This is a genomic window from Lentzea xinjiangensis (genome assembly GCF_900110955.1).
GTDB lineage: Bacteria > Actinomycetota > Actinomycetes > Mycobacteriales > Pseudonocardiaceae > Lentzea > Lentzea xinjiangensis.
This window is the reverse complement of sequence record NZ_FOFR01000017.1, coordinates 119,390-140,547: the sequence shown is the minus strand read 5'-3', so window position 1 is coordinate 140,547 and position 21,158 is coordinate 119,390. Positions and strand designations below refer to the sequence as shown.

General features: G+C 67.8%; 12 protein-coding genes and 4 tRNA genes. 9 read left to right on the top strand and 7 right to left on the bottom strand.

All coding sequences use genetic code 11. The features are described 5' to 3' along the window. Positions 1 to 147 precede the first annotated feature (147 nt). The 4 genes from BMW88_RS30095 to BMW88_RS30080 all read right to left on the bottom strand — a co-directional run bounded on the left by BMW88_RS30095 (position 148) and on the right by BMW88_RS30080 (position 926). A tRNA-Val gene (locus BMW88_RS30095) sits at positions 148 to 219 on the bottom strand. Between the two features lies 1 nt (position 220). Next, a tRNA-Cys gene (locus tag BMW88_RS30090) sits at positions 221 to 292 on the bottom strand. Positions 293 to 321: 29 nt separating this feature from the next. Continuing rightward, a tRNA-Gly gene (locus BMW88_RS30085) sits at positions 322 to 394 on the bottom strand. A gap of 106 nt (positions 395 to 500) precedes the next feature. Further along, positions 501 to 926, bottom strand: coding sequence for an SsgA family sporulation/cell division regulator (locus BMW88_RS30080; RefSeq protein ID WP_030466274.1), 426 nt, complete (start codon positions 924 to 926; stop codon positions 501 to 503). A gap of 256 nt (positions 927 to 1,182) precedes the next feature. On the opposite strand from BMW88_RS30080, the gene BMW88_RS30075 reads away from it, so the two are divergent. The 4 genes from BMW88_RS30075 to BMW88_RS30060 all read left to right on the top strand — a co-directional run bounded on the left by BMW88_RS30075 (position 1,183) and on the right by BMW88_RS30060 (position 3,155). Further along, positions 1,183 to 1,803, top strand: a complete 621-nt coding sequence (locus BMW88_RS30075) for an RNA polymerase sigma factor (RefSeq protein ID WP_245778160.1) — start codon at positions 1,183 to 1,185, stop codon at positions 1,801 to 1,803. Beyond that, the gene (locus tag BMW88_RS30070) at positions 1,800 to 2,582 is read left to right on the top strand and encodes an anti-sigma factor (protein ID WP_089957041.1); all 783 of its coding nucleotides are present in this window, start codon (positions 1,800 to 1,802) and stop codon (positions 2,580 to 2,582) included. The genes BMW88_RS30075 and BMW88_RS30070 overlap by 4 nt, the downstream gene beginning before the upstream one ends. A gap of 22 nt (positions 2,583 to 2,604) precedes the next feature. Next, on the top strand, positions 2,605 to 3,027 hold the full coding sequence (locus BMW88_RS30065; RefSeq protein WP_089957039.1) for a TIGR02611 family protein: 423 nt from the start codon (positions 2,605 to 2,607) through the stop codon (positions 3,025 to 3,027). Between the two features lie 56 nt (positions 3,028 to 3,083). After that, positions 3,084 to 3,155: transfer RNA gene (locus tag BMW88_RS30060), tRNA-Val, on the top strand. Positions 3,156 to 3,888: 733 nt separating this feature from the next. Here the strand turns inward: BMW88_RS30060 and BMW88_RS30055 are convergent. Next, positions 3,889 to 7,176 carry a DEAD/DEAH box helicase gene (locus BMW88_RS30055; RefSeq protein ID WP_143116322.1) on the bottom strand — a complete coding sequence of 1,096 codons (3,288 nt, stop codon included), beginning with the start codon at positions 7,174 to 7,176 and terminating at the stop codon, positions 3,889 to 3,891. Positions 7,177 to 7,189: 13 nt separating this feature from the next. Here BMW88_RS30055 and BMW88_RS30050 point away from each other — a divergent pair, with 13 nt between their 5' ends. Genes BMW88_RS30050 through BMW88_RS30035 form a run of 4 tightly spaced genes read left to right on the top strand, consistent with a single transcriptional unit; the run spans position 7,190 to position 15,574 of the window. Further along, positions 7,190 to 8,692 carry a PD-(D/E)XK nuclease family protein gene (locus tag BMW88_RS30050; protein ID WP_177221466.1) on the top strand — a complete coding sequence of 501 codons (1,503 nt, stop codon included), beginning with the start codon at positions 7,190 to 7,192 and terminating at the stop codon, positions 8,690 to 8,692. Beyond that, complete coding sequence (locus BMW88_RS30045) at positions 8,689 to 9,834, top strand: restriction endonuclease-related protein (protein WP_143116321.1); 1,146 nt, start codon at positions 8,689 to 8,691, stop codon at positions 9,832 to 9,834. Before BMW88_RS30050 ends, BMW88_RS30045 begins: the two co-directional genes overlap by 4 nt. Next, positions 9,831 to 13,103 carry a thioesterase domain-containing protein gene (locus BMW88_RS30040; RefSeq protein ID WP_218148255.1) on the top strand — a complete coding sequence of 1,091 codons (3,273 nt, stop codon included), beginning with the start codon at positions 9,831 to 9,833 and terminating at the stop codon, positions 13,101 to 13,103. The genes BMW88_RS30045 and BMW88_RS30040 overlap by 4 nt, the downstream gene beginning before the upstream one ends. Next, positions 13,097 to 15,574: an RNaseH domain-containing protein gene (locus BMW88_RS30035; protein ID WP_089957028.1), complete on the top strand. Its 2,478-nt coding sequence runs from the start codon at positions 13,097 to 13,099 to the stop codon at positions 15,572 to 15,574. Before BMW88_RS30040 ends, BMW88_RS30035 begins: the two co-directional genes overlap by 7 nt. Here BMW88_RS30035 and BMW88_RS30030 read toward each other — a convergent pair. Beyond that, complete coding sequence (locus BMW88_RS30030; RefSeq protein WP_089957025.1) at positions 15,547 to 15,966, bottom strand: hypothetical protein; 420 nt, start codon at positions 15,964 to 15,966, stop codon at positions 15,547 to 15,549. The genes BMW88_RS30035 and BMW88_RS30030 overlap by 28 nt on opposite strands. Positions 15,967 to 16,028: 62 nt before the next feature. On the opposite strand from BMW88_RS30030, the gene BMW88_RS30025 reads away from it, so the two are divergent. After that, the gene (locus tag BMW88_RS30025) at positions 16,029 to 20,186 is read left to right on the top strand and encodes a hypothetical protein (protein WP_089957022.1); all 4,158 of its coding nucleotides are present in this window, start codon (positions 16,029 to 16,031) and stop codon (positions 20,184 to 20,186) included. On the opposite strand, the gene BMW88_RS30020 is transcribed toward BMW88_RS30025, so the two are convergent. Continuing rightward, positions 20,159 to 21,112: a hypothetical protein gene (locus BMW88_RS30020; protein ID WP_089957018.1), complete on the bottom strand. Its 954-nt coding sequence runs from the start codon at positions 21,110 to 21,112 to the stop codon at positions 20,159 to 20,161. The genes BMW88_RS30025 and BMW88_RS30020 overlap by 28 nt on opposite strands. Between the last annotated feature and the right edge of the window lie 46 nt (positions 21,113 to 21,158).

Genomic DNA, 21,158 nt, shown 5'->3' with positions numbered 1-21,158 from the left:
TTTCCCGTGGTGCGAGAGGAACTTTATCCGACGGTCCCCGGAACTTCCAAATCGGCTGATCTTGAGCCTGACGCATCCCAGCGGCCGGCCCGGAAACGCCAGTGGGGCCAGGTGCGCTGTGCACCTGGCCCCACTGGCGATCCGAAGTGGACGATACTGGGATTGAACCAGTGACCCCTACCGTGTCAAGGTAGTGCTCTCCCGCTGAGCTAATCGTCCGAGGCGGAGACGGGAATCGAACCCGTGTACAGGGCTTTGCAGGCCCTTGCCTAAGCCACTCGGCCACTCCGCCAGGAGCATGAGTCCACGAAGGACCCACAGAGCGGATGACGAGACTCGAACTCGCGACCCTCACCTTGGCAAGGTGATGCGCTACCAACTGCGCTACATCCGCGTACATCACTGACTTCGTGATGTTGGAACAACCTTATACGAGGGGTTCAAGCGGGTTTCACCGGGGGTGCCCGCACCGCCTTCGCGGGCCCCCTACCTCGGGTTACTCAGCTCAGATCGTTCGAGATGAGGTGCGTGAGCGCCTCGTCGACGTTGACCCAGAGGTGCTCGTTGCCCGGCACCACGACGTCATAGGTGCGGTCGAGGAAGTCTGCGAGCTCCTGGGCGGACGCCTCGAACATGGCGTGCCCGGAGGGCGAGCTCAGCTCGATGACGACGACCTCGGGGTCGTCGGCAGCGGGGCGGATCCGGACGTCACCGTCGCCGGCGTCGGCGATGAGACCGTCTGCGAGCAGGTCGCGGGCGAACACCCACTCGACCCAACCGGCGCGGCCGGTGCGGAACGCGGCGACGACCGCGTACGGGTCCTTCGTGTCATATCGCAGCTCCACCTGAACCGGGACCGCGGGGGTCCTCGGCGCCAGCAGGTCGAAGACCGCTGTCGAGCGGAGCGTCACGTGATCGTTGCGCATCGTCGTTACCCTCTTCTCCCTTCCCGGTCAATGAAACGACCGAGCAGCTTAGTTGTGACGTGCATGTGGCGAGGAACGCTCGCAATACCGGCCCAGATCACCCCATCGGGTCATCTTGACTGCGTAACGCGACCGTTTGCACGCACTCTGTGTCCTCCTCGCTCCCCAGCCGGTGTTCAGCGAGTCCCATCTTGCTGGGTCTAACCTGAACCCGGTACCGGCTGTTGCGCGAATGTTGGACGTGAGGACATCTCTGGTGGCTGACTCGCCCGGTCCACCCGTTGCGCCACGCGACGGCCGGCCGACCGATTCCGACCTCGTGCACAGGCTCGCACAGGGCGATCGGCCGGCGTTCGGCGAGCTGTACGACAGGTACGGCACACCAGCGTATTCGCTGGCCAGACGCATCTGCGTGGACCCGGAACTGGCCGAGGACGTGGTCCAGGAGGCGTTCCTCGCGCTCTGGCGGCACCCCGCCAGGTTCGACCCCACGCGCGGAGGTTTCGGCACCTGGCTGATGACTCTGGTTCACCACCGCGCGGTGGACGCCGTACGTAAGGAGAACACCCAACGCCGTCGAACTGTTCCCCTGACCGAAGACGTCTCACCGTCGGCCGAGGGTTCGGACCGCGAGGCGTTGGTGAGCGTGGTGAGCGCCGAGGTCAGGGCGGCTTTGCGAACATTGCCCGAGGAGCAGCGACAAGTCATCACGCTCGCCTATCTCGGCGGCTACACGCAATGCGAAGTGGCCAAGCTGACGGGCGTACCGCTCGGAACTGTGAAATCGCGCACGTTCGCGGCGATCAGACGCCTGAGAAGCACGTTGGGGAACTTGTGGGCCGGCGAGACCGGCGAAACGACGGGAGTCCACCGGTGAACGGCGAGATGTGCCCTCGCGAGGAGCTCGCCGTCGGCTGGGCGATGCACTCGCTGGAGCCGGACGAGGAAGCACTGGTCCGCGACCACCTGCCGACCTGCCCCGCGTGCCGGCGCACGGTGGAGTCGACGCAGGAGGTCCTCGCGGGCATCGGCGGCGCGGTCCGCCAGGAGCAGCCACCACCCCACCTGCGCGCGAGGCTGCTGGAACAGATCGAGCACACCCCGCAGGAAGTGCCCGCCCCACAGCCCCCAACCCACGCGGCGCCCCACCCGATCCACCCGCAGAGCCGCCGCCGAACCGGCCGCACGCTGCTGGCGGCTGCGGCGGCCCTCGCCGTCCTGGTCGGCGGCAGCTACCTGGGCGTGCGCGTGAACCAGCTCTCAGACGACGTCACAGCCGCACAGGCACGCACGGACGAGCTGAACAAAGCCCTCTCCCTGGCCGCCGACCCGGCCACGAACAGGGCGGTCCTGCGCACCAAAACCGGCGACGAAGTGGCCGTGGTGCTGTCCAACCCGACCTCGGGCGCGGTGATGCCGGTGAAACTCGAACCGAACGACTCGGGTCACGTCTACGTAGTTTGGGGTGCGAGCACGGAACCGCCGGTACCGTTGGCGATGTTCGACGTACGAGCAGGCTCGACCGACCCGCGACTGCTGGCCTGGTCGTCCCAAGCGCACAAGCACACGACCTTCGCGGTGTCGCTCGAACCGGGCCGCCAAGCCCCGCCGAAACCCTCCGAGGTGCTGGCAGGAGGCCAGGTTGCACCCGCCTGAGTCCCACCAGGATGATCTGCACATGACCAAGCCCGACGTGAAGCCCGACGAGCACAAGGGCTGGCGCCACTGGTTCCACCGCAACCCGGCGCTGAACCTGGCCTACCGCATCGGCGTGGGCGTGATCGGCGGCCTGGTGCTGGTCGCGGGCGTCATCATGATCCCGTACCCCGGCCCTGGCTGGCTCGTGGTCTTCGCGGGCCTCGCGATCCTCGCCACGGAGTTCGAGTGGGCGGGCCGCGTCCTGCAGTTCGCGAAGCGCTACTACGACCGCTGGGTCGAGTGGCTCAAGCGCCAGCCGTCCTGGGTCCGCGGCCTCGTGATGGCCGGTGTCTGCGGCATCGTGCTCGTCACCTGCTACCTCCTCAACGTGTTTGCGCTGGTAGGAGGCTGGTTCGGCCTCGAGTGGAGCTGGTTGCAGAGCCCGATTTTTGGTTCTCGTTGATGATGTTGTAAGCTATGGCCACACCGCGAGAGCGGGGCAGCACCACAACAGAACACGGGCGTTTAGCTCAGCGGGAGAGCGCTTCGTTCACACCGAAGAGGTCACTGGTTCGATCCCAGTATCGCCCACATCGTGTTTTACCTAGTCAGACGGCCTGTCGATGGATTCCATCGACAGGCCGTTTGCGGTGCGTAGGCAGAACTGCCCCGCCAACCTCAGGTCTGCGTACTGCGAACCCGCAGGTCAACGGCTTATCACCCATCCAGCCCGTGATCTATTCGCCAGTACCGAAGAGGTCACCAGGTTCAGCTCCGGCATCATCCTTACGACCGAAGCCTCTGACCTGGGCACATGGAAGATCTCTCGGTGTCCATCGCTCTCCGCTCTCGGGGCTTCGGTAGTAAATGTGGTAGCAAACTTGCCTCGTCGCACGTCACCTCGGCCCCGTCGACGAGGGCAGCTGTAGCAGACCAATCACTGTCTTGGCGACGTCCCGTTCGGGATCCTGAATGTGTGCGTTGAGTGGGCCAGCGCCACCTTAGGCAAGCGCGTTCCTGAGGTCCGCACTGGTCAGCCAGCGCCCCCTGCACTAGTTAATAAATCTCGATGAACTTCTTGCACGGTCCGCATTGAGCAGACTGGCCTTATCCCTCGATGAGAGCTGCGCCAGTCCAACATTGCTGCAAGGTTGTGCGCGCTACCTTCCATCCAGCGGCCCTCAGCTCCGCAGCCTTGGCGGCCTCGCGTGCGCAGCACAGGTCAACGACCTCGGGAAGCGCTTTCAGGTCCCGGCCATCCGATCAGTGGCCCAGGCGTCAAGACTCGTCTTGCCGCAGTCGCTGGAGCCCAACTCAAGGACCTTTATGTCCTCAGATATGCCACGAGGGCCGACTTGCTTTGAGAGCAGGCGCCTATGTCGTCGACTGAACTGGCGCCCACCGCCTCGGTTTCCGCAGCCAGCTCCGCGGCGATTCTGAGCGCAGCCACCAGTCCCGGCCCTGCGAACACCGCCAGCAGGTCGTCATCTGAGGATAGAATTGCAGCCGAGGTGCCGATCCCGCCGGACAGCAGCCGGAGGTAGTGCTGACGCGTCAGCTGGCCGCCCGCGTGCAGCGCCACCGCCGCAAGTCCTGGCGGGACCCCGAAGTCCAACTGTGCTGGGAGCAACGAGAGAGCGCGCAGGTCGAGTTCCTGGTGCACCTGCGCGGCGATGCCGACCATGGTCTCGATGACGTCACGAGTCCTGAGCACCACCTGCCGCACCGGTCCCGCATCCGACCCCGCCGGTGCCAGCGAACTCTCGATCTGCGGGAGAGGAACGGTGCGCGCCCATTTCAGACAGGCGATCACACGCCGGGAGCGATCAAGCGCCCCAGGCCCGCGCAGCACAGCGTCCACAACGGACTTCGGCAGACCCAGTTCCCGCACCTGCGCGCTGACCATCGCTTGTGCCCTGGCACGGTTGCGGCCACCGCCCAACCTCGGGGCGGCATCGAGCTCGACGGTGAGCTGCGCCAGGGCGATCAGCACTTCGGAGGTCACTTGCTGCGGCTCGAGTGTGCGCAGCACGTCCACGACATCGCTGACCGACTGGACGCGGAGGCTGCCTCTGCTCACTGCATCGCCCAGCGGGGTGAGCTCGAGCTCGCCCGGCCGCCGGTGGACCAGCCCCAGCCCGATGAGTTCGTCGATCGCCTTCCGCACCGGCCGCCGTGGAACCGCTCCCTTAGGTTCCTCCAGGCGGATCCGGTGCGCGGCGAAGCTCCGATCCAGGAAATCCAGGACGTCAGTCCATCCAGGTTTGCGGCCAGGGCCCCGCAGAACGGCGATCACCCGGAGCAACAGCGTGGTGAGCTCGGAGTCGTCCAGCAGCACCGAACACAACCGTTCCGGTGCGGCGAGCAGGTAGCGGTCCCAGACGTCCTGCTCCGCCTCGCGGTCACTGCCCACGAGGATGATCGCGCGACCGCTCGAAGCCAGCCCGCGACGTCCCGCCCTGCCCACCATTGTGCGGACCTTCCCCAGCGAGTACGGCCGTGTCCCGTCCTCGTCCTCGTGCCAGAGCTCCGCCACGACCACGGTCCTCGCCGGCAGGTTGACGCCGTCGGCCAGCGTCGTGGTGGACACCATCACGCGAATTCCGCTGCCAGGCGCGCGAAAAGCCCGTTCGACAGCACGACGTTCCTCCTTGCCGAGCTCCGCGCTGTGCAGAGCCACACCGCCCTTGAGACAGCGGTTCAGCAATGACCGCGCTTTGATTTCCTCGTCCGCAGGCAACTCCACGCCCGCAGGTGGGAGCCCGAGCATCCCCGCCAACTTGTCGGCGTGCACGCGCGCGCGGTACCGGGTGTTGTGGAAGATGATCACCTGCTCGCCCTCCCGGACCGCGCGTCGCACCACAGCGTCCACACTGGGCAGATCGAGGTCAGACTCGTCGACGAGTTGCTCCTCCGCCTGCCTTCCTTCGGCATCGCGGTACCGGTAGCGGCCGTGCGGATCGAGCGTGCCCTCGACCAGCGGGACCGGCCGCTCCCGACTCAGCACTCCTCTGGCCCCGAGCCAGCCGTCGAGATCGCCGTAGTCCTCGCCAAGCACAGCGGACAGCCCGACTATCTGCGGCCTGCGCTGCTCAGGCACTGACTGCGCCACGGTGAGCAGGAACTCGAGCACGGCACCGCGGTGTGGGTCGCCGATGGTCTGGATTTCGTCGACGACCAGCGCAGAGATCGTCTCCAGCAGACTCGGCCGACTCACCACCAGGCTCACGCAGGTCTCGTACGTCATCACCGCGATCGTGAACCGGCCGTCAAGGATCGCGGGCACCCGCTCGCCCGACTCACCGGTCGCCTGCACCACCCCGAGACCGACCTCGCCGTACAACTCCACGAAACGTTCGAACTGCTCGTTCACGAGTGCCCTGGTGGGCAAGAGGAACACGGTCTTGCCACCCGCGCGCGCGAGGCTCAGGGCTAGCATTTCCCCGATCAGCGTCTTGCCGGACGACGTCGGCGAGACCGCGACCACGTTGCCGCCACGCAGCACACCGGCGTCGTTCACCGCCTGCATCTGCACGGACGTCAGCTTCTGGATCTCGCCTCGCCAACGATCGAGCACGCCGGCAGGAACGCCGTGGTCCAGCAGGCTGTCCGGCGACGAGGTCGCAGGTGGCGGCTCCTCCACCCCGGCCGCTGCCGCGAAGTGCTCACCGGCGCGGAGCACTGGCCAGAGCATCTCTTCGCCCGGTTCCACGAACACGATGGGCGTTTGCAGCACATCGCACTCGATGGCGCGGTTGACCACCGCGCGCCGCACCGCCAGCAGTACGTCGTGCAACGACCTCGGCTCGTCGGGCGCGGCGCGCAACTCCCTCAGCAGCCGGCCGGTGAGCAGCCCGTGCCCGGCGCGGGTGTCCTCGATCGCCTCCTCGTCCTCGCCACAGGCGGTGATCACGTACCTGCCCCGTCCCAGATGTCCCCGCACGACGGACTCGACCGACTCAGGTCCCTCGCGGTCCGTCGCGACCGCCTTGGCAAGCACTCCGCCCGCGAAACAGCAGTCGAGGACCAACAGCAGCTGCCGCGCCTTGATGCCCGAGACGAGCTCAACCAGGTCGGCCATCGGCAGCACGTCGTCGTAGAGGTTCAGCTCGTGTGCGCTCGTCCCATGGCCGGAAAAAGTGACCACCACCACATCTTCGTCCGAACAGGTGGCGCGGAGGTGGTGCAGCTCTTCGACGATCCTTCTCCTACCAGCGGATTCGTCAGTGAGCAGCCGCAACGAACCGTGCAGGTGCTCCGGAAGGTTGTCGAGGAACAAGGCCCGCAACGACGCCGCGTCGTGCGGCGCGAAGCGCAGCGGCAGCGTGCTGTCCGTCAGGTATTGGGCGAGACCGACGAACAGCCCGTGGAAGGAACCCTCACCTTGCGCCAGCACGCCCCCGCCACCCCTTTCCCTGGGAAGGCCGCGAGAATAGCCGGACGCCGGAAGGGTTCGGCGCATGCGTGACCAGGCATGGCTGGACGCGCCGGAGCACGCCGCCGCGTTGATCAGGATGTCGGCCCGCGACGTGCGTGACCCCGCCCGCGGCTGCCCCCAGTGGCGAGCGTCGCGGGCGCGCCCGGCGATCTGCTCACGACCGAACCTGCGCAAGGCCAAAGCACCTGTGCAGCACACCGACCACGCCGTCGACGGCGTGCTCGACCTCGTCGAGTTCCGCGGACGTTCCGCCGGCCGGGCTCAGCAGGAATACCAGGCTGCGGAAGGCAGGCGCTGCGATTCAGGACTGCTCAGGTGGGCGGAGCACGCCGTCGGCCAGTACCTGCGGGCGAGCGCCGAGCTCCCGGCGGTGCCGGGCGCGGTGATGGCGCCGTGGTCGCGGGAATGGGCGATCCAGTACGAGCAGGGCGGGCTGCGGGAGTTCCGCGTCCAGGGGCGCCGTTATGCGAGCGCGGACGGCCGCATCCGCGAACTTCGCATCATGCACACCGGGTCTCTGGAAGACCGCGGGTCTGACCCCGCCGTGGCCGCCGTCGCCGCCTACGTCCTCGCTTTCGGCCGGCCCGTGCTCGGCGGCAAGTGGGACGTACCGCTCGTGGTCGGCAAGATCCCCACCGAGGTCGACCGGATCCGGGTGATCGACATCGGACTGCTCGACGGTTCCTGGAACGTCGTGTTCGACGGTGACCGCAACCAGGCCAGCGCCGCATTCCGCACGGAGGCGTTCCCTTCGATCAAAGCGATCGCGGACGGCCGGGAGTTTCGTCCCGGCAACGACTGCGCGCGTTGCTACCTGCGCCGCGACTGCCCCGCACTGCCCCGTCGGGCCGGACTGCTGGGCATCCAGGACACGACCAGGCGGGCTCGTTCGTTCTCCATCACCAACGGCAGGCAGCACGACAGGTGCCCCAGGCAGTCGCGCTTGCGCGAACTCTGGCTGCCGTACCCGAAGGAGGCCGAGTACGACGAGGCCGCCCGCCTCGGCCAAGCCGTGCACGAGTGGCTCGAACACGCACACAGGCGTTCACCCGATCGGGCCTGCGGGCCTCGCGAGACCCCAAGTCCGCCCGACGACTGGAGCGTGGGCAGATGGGCTGTGAGGGGGGACAGTGCACTGCTCGGCGTGCAACTCATCGGTGACCACGCCCTGATCTGTCCGTTGAGAACAGGGGCAACGATCACCGGCGTTCGGCCCGAGCACTCGACAGTGGTCTACGACCCCGACGCCGACGTCGTCGTCCACGCGAAGTCGGACCTGGTGTACACCGACGGCGACGTGCTCGTGGTCAGGGAGACGAAGACGACTTCCCAGGAGCACGAGCGTGACCTGCTGCGGAGATACCCGCAGATCGCGCTGGCCGTCGTGCTGGCAGCCGAGAGAGTGCTCGGTGACGACCCCGCGCTCACCAGGGTGGAGCTCGAGCTCCTGACGCCCGCCGGTCCCTTCAAGTCCACGTTCCATCCGGCAGACCCTGGCCTCGTGCAGGCAGCCCGCGAGGTGGTGCACGACCTCGCCGCCGCCTGGCACGCGGACACCGAGTGGGCGCCGCGGCCCGGCTGGGCGTGCGGTAGGTGCGAGGTGTCCCGGTGGTGCCCCGATCGGCTGAACGACACCGGAGACACGACTCCAGGCGACCTGACCGGACCCGACCTCGGGGAGGCGGAATGACGATCACTTCCTTGACCAGCCGTGGCGATGTGCTTCGCCGTCAGGACAGGGTGGTCGCGGCGTCACTGCGGGCCGCGCACGTCCGATCGGAGACCGACGGGTCTCGTCGCACCATGCGGGAGATCTGCCGGATGACCGGGGTGATCATGGAGGCTCTCGGTCCCGGTCGGGCCCCCGCGTCGCCGTACGCCCTGATTGAGGCGTTGCACCGACCCCTGCGGCACCTGCTGTCGTTCGTGCCCAATCTCGATGACCACCTTGGTGCCGTGCAACTGCTCTCCGACGACCGGCTCACGGACCACGCCTACGACATCGCCGTCGAGTTCGCAGGACTGCTCGGCCGCCTGACAGGGCCGGGCGAGCTGCCATCGTGGGCAAGGGCAAGGGCCGACCAGACCCAACACGAGGCATTCGGCGCGCTGAAGGAGTCCGGTGACCAGAAGACCTACGTCCGCGCACGCAAGTTCGTGATCGAGTTCCCCGCTGGGAAGGACGACGAGCTGAGGAAGGCACTGCGCACGACCGGTGCCCGGTGCCGGGTCGAGTACACCGACCTCTCCGTCGATCAGAAGTACCCCTCCGGCGGCGACGAGTTCTGGTGGGGCTGCCCCGTGTGCCGCTACCCGATGGCCGTGACCGGCAAGAACGTGCGCTGCCGCTACCGCCCGCATCGGGCGCTCTACCAGGTGGCCGGCGGCCGAGGCACGCCCAGGCTGCTCGTCAAGAACGGCGAGGAGAAAGTGCCGCCCGCGCCAGAGGCGCTGCCCGCGTCGGGGGTGAGATGCGTCGATTCGGGGGTGTGGAGATTCATCGTGGTGCCAGGGGCGACCGAGCTGCGACTCGCGAAGGTTCTGGAGACCGCTTCCCGCCAGGAGGTGTCACTGTGGCCGCAACTGGACAGCTACGACCTCCTCGTCACGATCGCGGGCAAGCCCTTCGGCTTCGACGTGAAGGAGTACCGGTCGATCGACCGGCTGCTGACCGATCTGGCCGAGAAACCGCCCAGGGCCACGGTTCTGCTCCCTCGCACCCATGAGCACCAGGAACAGCCAGTACTGGACGCGCGGCTGCCAGGTGTGCGCGTCACCACCGAGTCGAAGCTGCTCCGCAGGGTGCGGCGGGCCGTGCGGGAGGCGTCGTGAAGCGCCAGGACCCGGTGTTGCCACAGGTGATCGAGGCAGCGGTCGCCTTGGCCGCGGCGTACCTGCCCACCGACCTACCCGCCGGGGGCGCCGAGCGCACCACACGCAGGAAGGACGTCTGCTTCGTTCTCGACGGTCACGTGGACAGCTGGTCGGAGTGGGCAGGGTTGACTCCAGTGGACGCCCGCAGGTTCGGCAGGCTCCTCCGCCGCCGTCCGAACGACCTGGCGAACGCAGAGGTGAGCGGTCCGTTGCTGGACAGGCTGCTGAGGTCCGGCGAGCTGCCGGGATGTCGCCCTGCGGAGGGCTACGACGAGTCGGGGATCGTGGTCGTCTCGCCCGGCATGCCGCTTGCGGAGCACGTCGACAGATGCCTCGATCTGCTCGACACGCACCTGTCGAGCAGGACCAGATTCCGGGAGCAGGCACGGCCAGGGCCCCACCACTCGACGCTGCGGACCGGTGGCCGGCGCGTCGTCGACGCTCGGTACGACCTGCTGCCACATCACGTAGGCGCACCGCAACCACCTCCCGCCGTCGTTGACGCCCCCGAACTTCCACACCTGCGCGTCCCGCTCGCCGGGCTCGCGGATGTGGCCGACCGGCTCGACCGCGTCCACGCCACGGAGTACCGGTCGAAGTCCGTGGCCAGGTTCCGGGAACGGGTCCGCGACCACCACGGCAACCAGATCGTCGAGCTGGACATGGCCGCCGGCGAGCTGAACCAGCTGCTCGCCTACACGGGCTTCGGCAAGTCCGTGGTGATGATCGAGGTTTTCGCATGCTGGGCCGCGGAGCACGGCCTCGTGGTCTCCTTCGTACTGCCCAACAACTCCGACGTGATGAAGGCCGCGCACTTCGTCGAGTGTTCGTTCGAGCGACTGGGGATCGCGACCGCGGTGACCCCGCTGGTGTCACCGCGGTCGATGATCCAGATCGCCGAGGCGACCACCGGCGTCAACCAGGAGTGGCTGTGGCGCAAGCTCGGCTACGGGTGCGCGCTCGCCGCGACCACGACCGAGGACGCCGTCGACGCGTGGCAGCCGGGACGAGAGCCCTGCGGCTGGCTCAAACGGCCCGCGCACGGCGACGAACCAAGCCAGCTCGCCGCCTGCCCGTTCCGTGCGTCGTGCGACAGGTTCAAGCTGGTCCGCGCGGCCCTCACCGCAGGCGTCGTCATCACCTCCCACGGCAATTTCCACCTGGGTGTCCTCCAGTACCCCGTCGACGACGGCTTCGGCACGACTGAGCACCTGTCGGTCGAGGAACTCCTACTGCGTCGCAGCCACGTGGTGGTGATCGACGAGGTCGACACGTTCCAGAACGGAACGCTCGACCAGGCGGGCCGCGGCCTGCTGCTCGACCAGGCGGGACACACCGACACCCCGCTGCGGCGCTTCGACTCGGAGTTCGGCAGGGCATTCGGGCTGGTGCGCGAGGACGTCGACGCCAACGTCCGCGACGCCCACGCGGTGCTGCGCTACCTCTCCGAGATCTACGTCAGCCACCTCGCCTACGACCGGCTCGGTCCCGCGCGGACCGCGAAGGCCTACCGGGTCCCCCAGCGTGCCTGGATCGTGCCTCGGCGATGGGACAGATGGCTGACCTCGCAGCTGTTCGAAGTGGACGACACCCTGGTCACGCCCGACCAGCTGCGCGTCTTCGAAGGCCTGTACGACACCAGGAACCGCAGGAGGAAGGGAGACACGGCGCTGCTGCGCGGCCTGCGTCACCACCTGTCCGCGGTCGTGGACGTGGGCAACGGCGCGAGTAACGTCAACGGGGCGCGTGCCCGGATCGACGCCCTGCTCGCCAAGCAGCGGCGCGGGACCGACGGAAAACCCCGTCCCGGAGTCGTGGCCGACGGCGTCGTCAGGGCACGGGTGGTGAGCCTGATGATCCGGCGCGCGTTGCTCGAGAAGATCCGCTTCCACCTGCACCGCCTGATGAACAACAGCTCCCAGCTCGTCGATGTCGGCGTCGAGTCCATGCAGGCGATCGCCGACGCACTCGGCACCTACGGCCGCTGGCGTGTGGTGCCGACAGGTCCGCTGGGCAGGCTCGTCTTCGCTTTCACCGAGTACCTCGACACCGAGAACGTCAACGCGGCTTGGCTGCGCACCGCGGCGTTCGGCGGGGACCCTCACGTGTACGTGCCGAGGATCGGTGACGTCACCGCCCTCGCGCACACCGGGGTGCGCAGAATCGTCGTCGGGCTGTCCGCGACCGCGTACTTCCCGCGCGCACCCCAGCACCATGTGCACGTACGCCCGCGGTGGTACGTGCGCGACGACACCCCCGGCAGCGACGTGGAGGTCAAGGCGGCCCAGATCTTCGACGGTGACGAGGCAATCAGGGTCTCCGGCCGCAGCGGACCCGACCGTGCCGAAGCCACCCGCGTGCTGGCGCGCCTGCTGTGGGTCCGCGAGCTGGAGAAAGAACTGGTGCGCCTGCAGGAGAAGAACGACGACCGAGCGCGGGTGCTGCTCGCTACCACCTCCTACGAGTCGGCGGTGCACATCGCTGAAGGGCTCGTGTCCGCAGGTGCCACGCCGTGGCGGATCTGTGTGGCCACCAGACCCAGCCCGGACAACGCTCAGGAAGCCGACGAGGATCCGCCTGACAACACCTGGCAGGTGCTGCCGGCGGACCAGCTCGACAGGTTCCCGCAACTGCGCGCGGACGTGCTGATCGCTCCTCTCGCGCGGGTGCAGCGCGGCGTCAACATCATCGGGTCCGCCGACAGGTCCGCGCTCGGTTCGGTGTGGCTGGTCGTCCGTCCGATCCCACTGATCGACGAACCCGCTGAACTCCTGGCCCACATCCAGGCGAAGGCCCTGCGCGAGCACGGCGACCCCGCAGGCGACCCCCTCGATGTCCTGGCCGCGCGGCGCAAAGAGGCCGGCAGGTTCTTCGACGACATCACCTCGAGCCTCCCTTACTTCCGGACCCAACCGGAAGAGGTGCGGGTGAGCGTGGCTGCCGAGATCGTCAACGGCGCCATCCAGCTCATCGGCAGGGCCCGCCGCGGTGGCACTTCCGCAACTCTGCACCTCGTCGACGGCGCGTTCCTCAACGCGGGAGGCAAAGCCGACCTCGCGACCCTGCTGCAGTTACTGCGCAAGGCGTGGCAGGCAGACGGCGAGCTGGACTTCGTGGAACGGCTCTACGGCAAGACTCTCGAGGCCCTCTTCAAGTACGCCGACGAACATGGACAGCTCACCTCTGCCGACCGCACGGCAGCGCACAACCCGGAGAACCGATGCTGATCACCCTGTCCTACCCCGTCCCGCGCGCCGAGCTGCGAGTCCTGCTCGGCGACGTGACGGTCTACCCCCTCACCGAGGAGTTCTCCCAAGCCTGGGACGCACTCCCCACGCCATCGGGACGGCCAGGCCGGCAGCCGTACGCATCGCTCGCTACCGGGTTGACGGCCGCGACCGGCCAACCGGTGCGGTTGTTCGGAACAAGCAAGCTGTCCGCCGAGGAGATCGAGGGCGGCGACCGCATGCTCCTCATCACCGACAAACCGTTCGACGACAAGCTGCCGAGCGCGGTCGCTGCCTGGGAGCGCCACGTCCGCAAGGACTCGGACGAGCAAACGCTTGCCGACCTGCTGCCGTCGCCCGAGGCCGCCCGACCGCTGGCCGAGCACGTCGTGTTCCGGGACGGCGCAGTGCCGGTGGCACCGGGCTGGGTGTTCCGCGTGGCCACCTGGCAGGTGATGCGCCGGCTGTCCGGGACGCGGCTCGCCATCAGCGGTCAGGACTCCATCAGGCTGCGGCTCGCCACTGACGGCTCGGTGCTCGCCTGGCACGAGAACGACCTGCTGCGGAACGGGTACGGCGTGAAAGGCGGCATGGTCCGCCTGTCGGCACGGCTCACCACCAGGGCGGGCATAGAGGATTTCGTGCTGTGCTTCACCGCCGTTGCGTCGCCGATCGCCTCCACCTGGAATCGCACCAAGAACGTGTGGATCGACCGACGGGTGCAGGGCGCGCCGGTCCTGCATCTCCCGCTGAAGCCGCACAAGACGGAGGACGGCCAGTGGACCAGGAAACTCGAGGATGCCGTTCCCAAGATCCTCGAGGTCTGCGATCTGAAGACGATGGACCTTCCGCGGGAACTCCCGGCAGAGCCCGGCGACTACCGGCCCATCGCCCCCGTCGGCAGGCAGCCGGTGGGTCCAGGCCTCGGCGCACGTTTCATGTTGCGGCTGCACAAGCACCTCGTTGGACAACTGCCTGCCCTGCGGACGTTGTCTTACGCGCACGACAAGCGCATCGTCGTCCCTGAACGGGAGAAGCCCGACAGCTCGGGGCTGTCCTCACTCGCCCTGGACTCTACCGGGTTCAAGCGGTTGACGATCATGTGCCTCTACGACACGACGGAGGCACGGGACCGGATGGAGGTCGCGCTCTCGGAGCTGGCCCGGAGGACGATCCGGCTCGAGCCCAAGGATCCGCCGGTGGTTCTCGACGAAGGCGTCGAGGTCGTCGCCCGCTGGTGCCCCGAGCTGCTGCAGCACGGCCCGACGAACCGGAACGCCCTGATCGACGACGTGCTGGACGTCGAACAGGACGAAGACCACCTGGTCGAGGCCTGGCTGGAGACCAAATACCACCCCGATGTGCCCGTACCCGCCGGCGACGCCAAGCCGCACCTGCGCACGTTGTTGGCGCACCGGAAGATTCCCAGCCAGTTCCTCGCCACCGCACCCGCTCTCCCGGCGGGAACGAAGCGCCCGTCCGCGACGAACAAGAAGCACGCCGCGCGGGCAGCGTTGCTGGACTTGTTGCGCGGCGCCGGAATCGTCGACCAGCGCATCTTCCGCGCGACCACGCGGGAAGGCCTCGGCTTCCGGCTCGACCGCGACGCGCTCCTGGTCGGCCTCCACGTCCGCAGGCAGCAGGTGAAGAAGGAACCGGCCCGGTTGGTGGTGACCATGGTCGCGTTGCACGCGCGGACGGACGCCGATCTCCCGTGGCGGCTTTACTTCACCAGCGGGGAGAGCACGAACTGGCAGCGTGCGGCACACGGGATCGCGCACTTCAACCACAGCCAGATCGGCAGCACCGAACTAGGGCGCAGCGAGGAGAAGGCCGCACGCACTCGGAAGATCGTGGGAAACCAGCTGCGGGCCCTCGTGAGCGACGACCTGGCAGGCACGCCGTTGGTGCTGTTCGTGGACGCGGTGGCGACTCGCACGATCTGGCCGGGCCTGGCCGACCTCTCGTTCGGCACTGGTGCGCTACCGGGAGACGGCCTCGACGTTCCCGTCGCGATCGTCCGGCTGAACGACGACCTGGACGAGATCGGCCGCCCCGTTTCCAGGACCGCCGACGGCAGCCGCCGTCCGGCGGACGAGGACAAACCAGCCGCCCCGGGCCAGAAGGTCTACCGGCTCTCCGACTCCGCCGAACCGGTGTGGATGTTCCCCCGCATCTCGCGATCGATCGACACGACAGGCGGGCGGATCGGCCTGGAGCACACGCGGTGGAGCCTGCCCGGCAACCTGGCCCACCTGAGGAACAAACCCTGGCACTCATTCACCGCGACGGAGATCGCTGTCGTCTCCCGCGGCGTCTTCGACCCCGTTCAGCTGGCCGCACTCGCGGCCCGGCTCTGCCAGCAGCCTGTGTCGTGGGACGGCCGCACGTCCTTCCCGGTTCCCCTGCACCTGGCCGTCGCCGCGGACAAGGACCACCCGTCCTACCGGGCAGCGTCCGAAGAAGACTGAGAGGACTCGAGTTGAGCCGTGTGCTCCGCCGCCATCCGCTTTCCGGTGAGCTCGCAGAGAGGCGCTTCTCCCGTGAAGTTCCCGAAAGCAAGGCGGTCACAGATGCCGACGGGACACTTGTGATCCCCTTCCGACATTGCCCTCGCCTTCCGGCGCGGGACGCCGTCACCAGACTTGCCGACGAGTTCGTCGTGAAGGCCGTCCCGTTCGTCGAGCTCTTTCCGCAGCCGCGACCACTCGTCGACGGTCGCGTGATCCGGCGAGGCGGACGCGAGCGTGACGAACCTGATGTCGAGCCCGTGCAGGGTAGCCGACTCCCGGTAGTACGAGAAGCTTTCGCAAACTTCCCGCCAGGTCAGCTCGCTAAGTGCGACGGGCGTGCGGTCCGGCATCGCTGTCCTTCCTTGTGTGCCGTTCCGAGCGAACGGGGAACAACTTCGGAGACCCACAACTGATGATCGGCCTGAACGTTACCTTCAGCGGGGCCGCGGCCTCGCTCGACCCGCTGGTGCAGGAGCAGATCGAGACCGAGGTGCGGCGCATCCCCACCGACCGCGTCAGCCCAGGACACTGGCCCTACGCGGTGCATGCCGTCGAGGTGACCGAGCAGTTCGAAGGACGTAGCGGCGGACACACCTTCGGCGCCGTGGTGCACAACGACAGAGGCCGCTCCTACGTCGTGATCAAGCTCGACCGGGCGTCGACACTGCGCCGCGAGTGGATCGGCCACGAGCTCATCAAAGGCGTGGCGACGTCGGTGTTCGCACCTGTCGAGGCCGCCACGCCGGACGTCGCAGGTGACTCCTGTCCGGAGAGACTCGGAGCGATCGTCTACCGACACGCCAGCCAGCACGCGGGAACCCCAGGAGCGGCGGTGCGCACGCTCGAACGAGTCGTGGCCGAGGCGCATCGTGACCCCGACCGCATCGGAAACACGGTGGCCTTGATCGAACAGACGCTGTTGCGCATGCGACCGACGCTGTACGACCGAGTGGATCTGCACCGCGCACCATCGAACCTCAAGGGACTGAACCGCAGCCTCGGACCGATCCTGCAGTTGCGCGTCGACGCCGGGCAGGAAAGCGATCCCGGCCCGATCGCAGACAGCACGGTGTTCCGCCGCTCGCTCACCGGCGGAGTGGGCGACCTGTGCGAAGGCGAGCGGATCGTGCTGCTGGGCCTGCGTGTCGTCGGCCCGTCGACACTGGAGGTCAACGACATCAGGATCTCGTGCCACGGCACGCCGCTCCTGTCGTCCGGCTCTGTCGCCGAGGTTCGCGGAACGATCACCGGCGTGCGCGGCGAGCGGCACCGCGCCGCGCTCGGAAAGGCGCTGGGCGTCGACCACCCGGCCGGCGAACACTGGCAGGTCGGCGACACGACCGTCGCCGACCCGTTCGGAGCGCTCTCGCCCGTCCTCACCACCACCTCATCCGACAGAGCCCTGTCCGCGGTCCACGGAGATCTGAACGCTTGCAACATCGTCGTCGGCCCGGACCACACCACGGTCATCGACTACGCGGACGTTGAGGATGAGCGCGCGCAGCAGGGCGACTTCGGCTGGCTCGAGGTGTCACTGCTCCGCGAGGTGTTCGCGGACATGGGCTTCGCCTCGTTGGTCCATCTGCAGCGAGTATTGGCGCTCGGCGGCAGGCTCCTGTGCCTCGGCGCCGATGGTGAGGAGGCCGAGCGGCGGTGCCTGCCGATGCTGGCGGGTACGCAGGTCGGTGCTTTCCAAATGCTGTTCGCCATCCGGCGCGTGGCACGGACCTGCTACCCACCGGAGGCATGCCCTGACTGGTCAAGGGATCACCTGGGGCACCTGCTGCTAGCCGCCCACCGCACGATCAAGTTCCGGGAAGAGTTCCAGTCGGACGCGAAACTGGCTGCCGTGGCGGCCGCCGCGGGGGTGGTGACCGAATGGCTGGTGTGCGAAGACCCGTTCGAGCTGTGGGACGACGAGCACGCGGACGACGCGCGTGAAACACTGTGCTCACAACTGGTCCTGGCTCACGGGACGGCACCCGCGACAAGCCTGCTCGCCGATCCCCGGCTGCGCTTCAACTTCGTCGACCCGCCGGCCGGGGAACTGGGCGGCGAGTCGGCCGTCCGCGACACCGCGACCACCCTCGCACGTGAACACACGGCCATCGCGATCGTCGGGCCGAAGGAAAGCGGCAAGACCACCGTTCTCCGCGCGCTGTGCCGTGAGGTTGCGCAGCAGACCCTGCGGGGTGATGAGCGCGTCCCGGTGCTGATCAGTGCGGAGGACCTCGACCTCGCTTCACCTTGCGACGTCGCTGTCCTGAAGGCGGCCTGTGGGCAGGGCGCGGTCACACTTGAACACTTGACGGTGGGAGCGCTCCACCTGTTCGTCGACGACATCCCTGCCCACAGAGGTGAAGGCACGCATGACGTGGCCGCCTGGCTCACCAGGTTGCACCACCGGTTCCCTCTCACCCGGATCGCCGTCTGCTGCGATGACGCGGTCTCCGTTCCGGACGGCTTCGCGGCCGTGCGGCTGCTCGACCTCGACGAGGAGGCGGTCAGCACCTACCTGCATCGGTACGTCACGTCCCGGGAGAAGGTCGAAAGCCTGCTGGTCAGGCGAGAGCACGACCCGATGTGGGCGGCGGTGCACCTGGGCAGGTTCGGTCCGCTGACCCGGCTCGTCTCCTTCCTGAACGACAACGACCTGCCTGAGTCCCCGTACGAGCTGCAGGACGCGGTTTTCCGCGCCCAACTCGGGAACGATCAGGCCGCAGCGGAGGTCGCAGAGAAGCTGGCGTTGAACGTGCTCTCTACCGGCGCGGGCCGGCTGCCGGAGAACGGCATCCACGTACTCGTCGAGGCGGGGATCGTCCTGGTCGACGGCAAACAGGTCAGATTCGTCGACCAGCAAACACTCCACTACTTCGCCGCACGCGCCCTCGTGAGCGCGACTTCGCGCGAGCCCACTTTGGTGCTGAAGTACACGGATGAGGCCCGCTGGCATACCGTTCTCAATGTGCTCGCGGCGCTTCCCGATGCTTCCCGCGAGTCGATCGCACTGCTGGTGGACGACTTGTCCGGACGCGAGCCCGTGTTGGCAGGACAGTTGCTGGGAGCGAGCGGACTCCGTTCCCACGACTGCGTGGGCCGTTTCGTCTCGAAACAGCTGACGATCTTGCACAGCACGGGGAGCGCGGCCGGATCGCGGGAGCTCGCCGCGCTCGCGCTGGTCCTGCACGGCGATCTCGGCCCGCTGGTCTCGCTCATCGAAGACCAGCGTGTTCTCGAGGAGCCACGCCGCATCGCACTCTCGCAGCTGATCGAGCAGACAGAACTACACCCTCCCGGTCCGACCCGCCAGCACATGGCGGAGGTCCTAGCCGCAGTGGTGCGGAGGGTATTGGCCGACGAAAACTCTCCTGCAATGATCAAGGACGCGTTGCGGGCCATTCGATACGGCCTGGTACCGAAACTGGAGCTCGTCGTGGGCGAGTTCGTCACCCGGGACCGTCCCTGGCCTGTGGTGCACGAGGCCATCACAACGTTGATCGCACTTCGCACCGTGCTGCCGGACTCGTACCAGCGCACCTACGAGGCTTGTAGCCTCCAGCGCCTGGACGAGATCGAACGTGAACTTCGCACGTGCGTCGCCGTGCAGGACATGCGCAAGTTGCAGCAGGAACGAGCTTCCCTCCTGTCGATGTTCCTGCCCGGCACCTTCGACCGCGCGCTGCGACTGCGGTTCGCGTTCGACCTCGGCCACAAGATCGAGCCCCTGCTCGACAGCTTCGTACCGGCAGGCCAGAGCGTGGTGCGATCGGTGCTGACCGGGCCGCACGCGCCCGAATCGTGGTTGACGTACGCTCTCGGGGACTCGCCGGACGTCGCAGCCGCCGCAGCTCATCGCTTGCTGCGAGACGCCCCGGAACGCGCACCTGACCTCCTCGCCGCGCTAAGCGGCAGCACGTCGAACGACCGGCTGCTGATCGCGGCCGCAGCCACAGGTCCCGACGAGGCCGCCGTGGCGGAGGACCTGTTCCGCACGGCGCTCGTGGTGGCTGGCCACCACGAGCTCGAAGGGCTGTCGGCGTTGCTCTGCGCGATCTTCGACGCCGACCAGCCGCGCGGCGTCCGGCTCGCCTGGACCGCCGCGACCACGTTGACCGAGCGGAACCTGTTCGAGCGGTTGTACTGGCCGTGGCGCACGGCACTCGCCCGATGTGGCGGAACTGCGGCGGACCACGAAGCTCTGCTGTGTGACGGCGATGACGAGTCCGTGCTGCTGGCTATCGCCGCGCTGTCGAACCGCCCTCCGTCATCGCGCCGACGCGGCCATCGGTTCAGCGACGAGGCAGTCGAGCAACTGGTGCGGGCGTGTCCTCCGGCTGGAGCCGCCCCAGCCGCTGTGGCCGACTGGGCTTGGGCGATCGTCACCGCCCACCCATCCGGAGCGCAGGCCCTGCTGACGCCACTCCTGGACCGGCCAGGCCTTGTGGAGTCCACGATCACCCACATGACCGCGCAAGGCCCGCTCCACCGGTCCGCTCACGACCTGGTCATGATCGCATTGCGCTCGCTCGACGAGGAGGACGTTCAGCCGAACCGCCACCCGATGCCATAGCCGAACCCCTGATGCAGCCGGGTGAACCGCTGCGAGATCTCGCCGACGCCATCGAGCCGCAACTCGTCCGCCCCAGTCTTACCGAGGTCGGCCAGCACACGCGGCACCGCCTCCTCGATTCGCCACAGAGCTTTGGGGAGGCGGTCCGCCGCGAACCGCACGTGTATCTCGCAGGACGTGCAACTGTTCAGTGGCGTGTAGGTGTAGTAGTCGCGGATCGGCTTGCCGTCCGTCACCCTGACGACCATCGCGAAGCTGTGCTTGTCGCCCCTGTTCAGCGTGACCGGCAGCTCCAGCTCGAAGCAGAAGTGCCCCTGCCCCTCCCGGTAGCGGTCGACGAGCAGGGCGCCGTGCTGGACCTCGACCTCCACGTCGCGTTCCTCGTCCAGGAGAAGACCGGTGCGGGGCACGCTGAACCGGATCACGAGGCGACGCAGGCCGTCGGCCACGGCGACGATGGTGCGTTCCTCGATGGCTTCTGGCTGGGGCCGGTCCAGCAGGACAAGTGCGCGGAACACCTCCACCGCCCAGCCTCGGTGCGGGTCGACCGGCTCCATTTCCTCCGCGGCCTGCCCGGCCAGGTCGGCGATGCCACCTTTGATGCGACGGTGCAACGTCCGCGTTGACACGTGCAGGCGGTCGGACATTGCCTGAAGACGTGCGGTCAACGTGCGATGGCTGTACTCCGCATGGAGGGCCAGACCGACGCAGAGCGCGAACGCGTCCGAATCCGTTTTGGCGTTGTACGGCAACAGCCTCAGTACCGCCTGTTTGACGCGACGCGATACGTCGGTGGCGTTCGGCGGCACGTCGGCCCAGCGCGCGACCGCGGGACCGATCCGCTTGTGCAGGTCACTCCGTTGTAACCCCCAGCCGTGACACAACCCGGCGATCTCCTCACGCAGCTTCGCCTCGAAGTCTTCCATCCATCTCCTGTCCAGCCGTGGCTTCCAGTCCGCGCCGCAATGACAA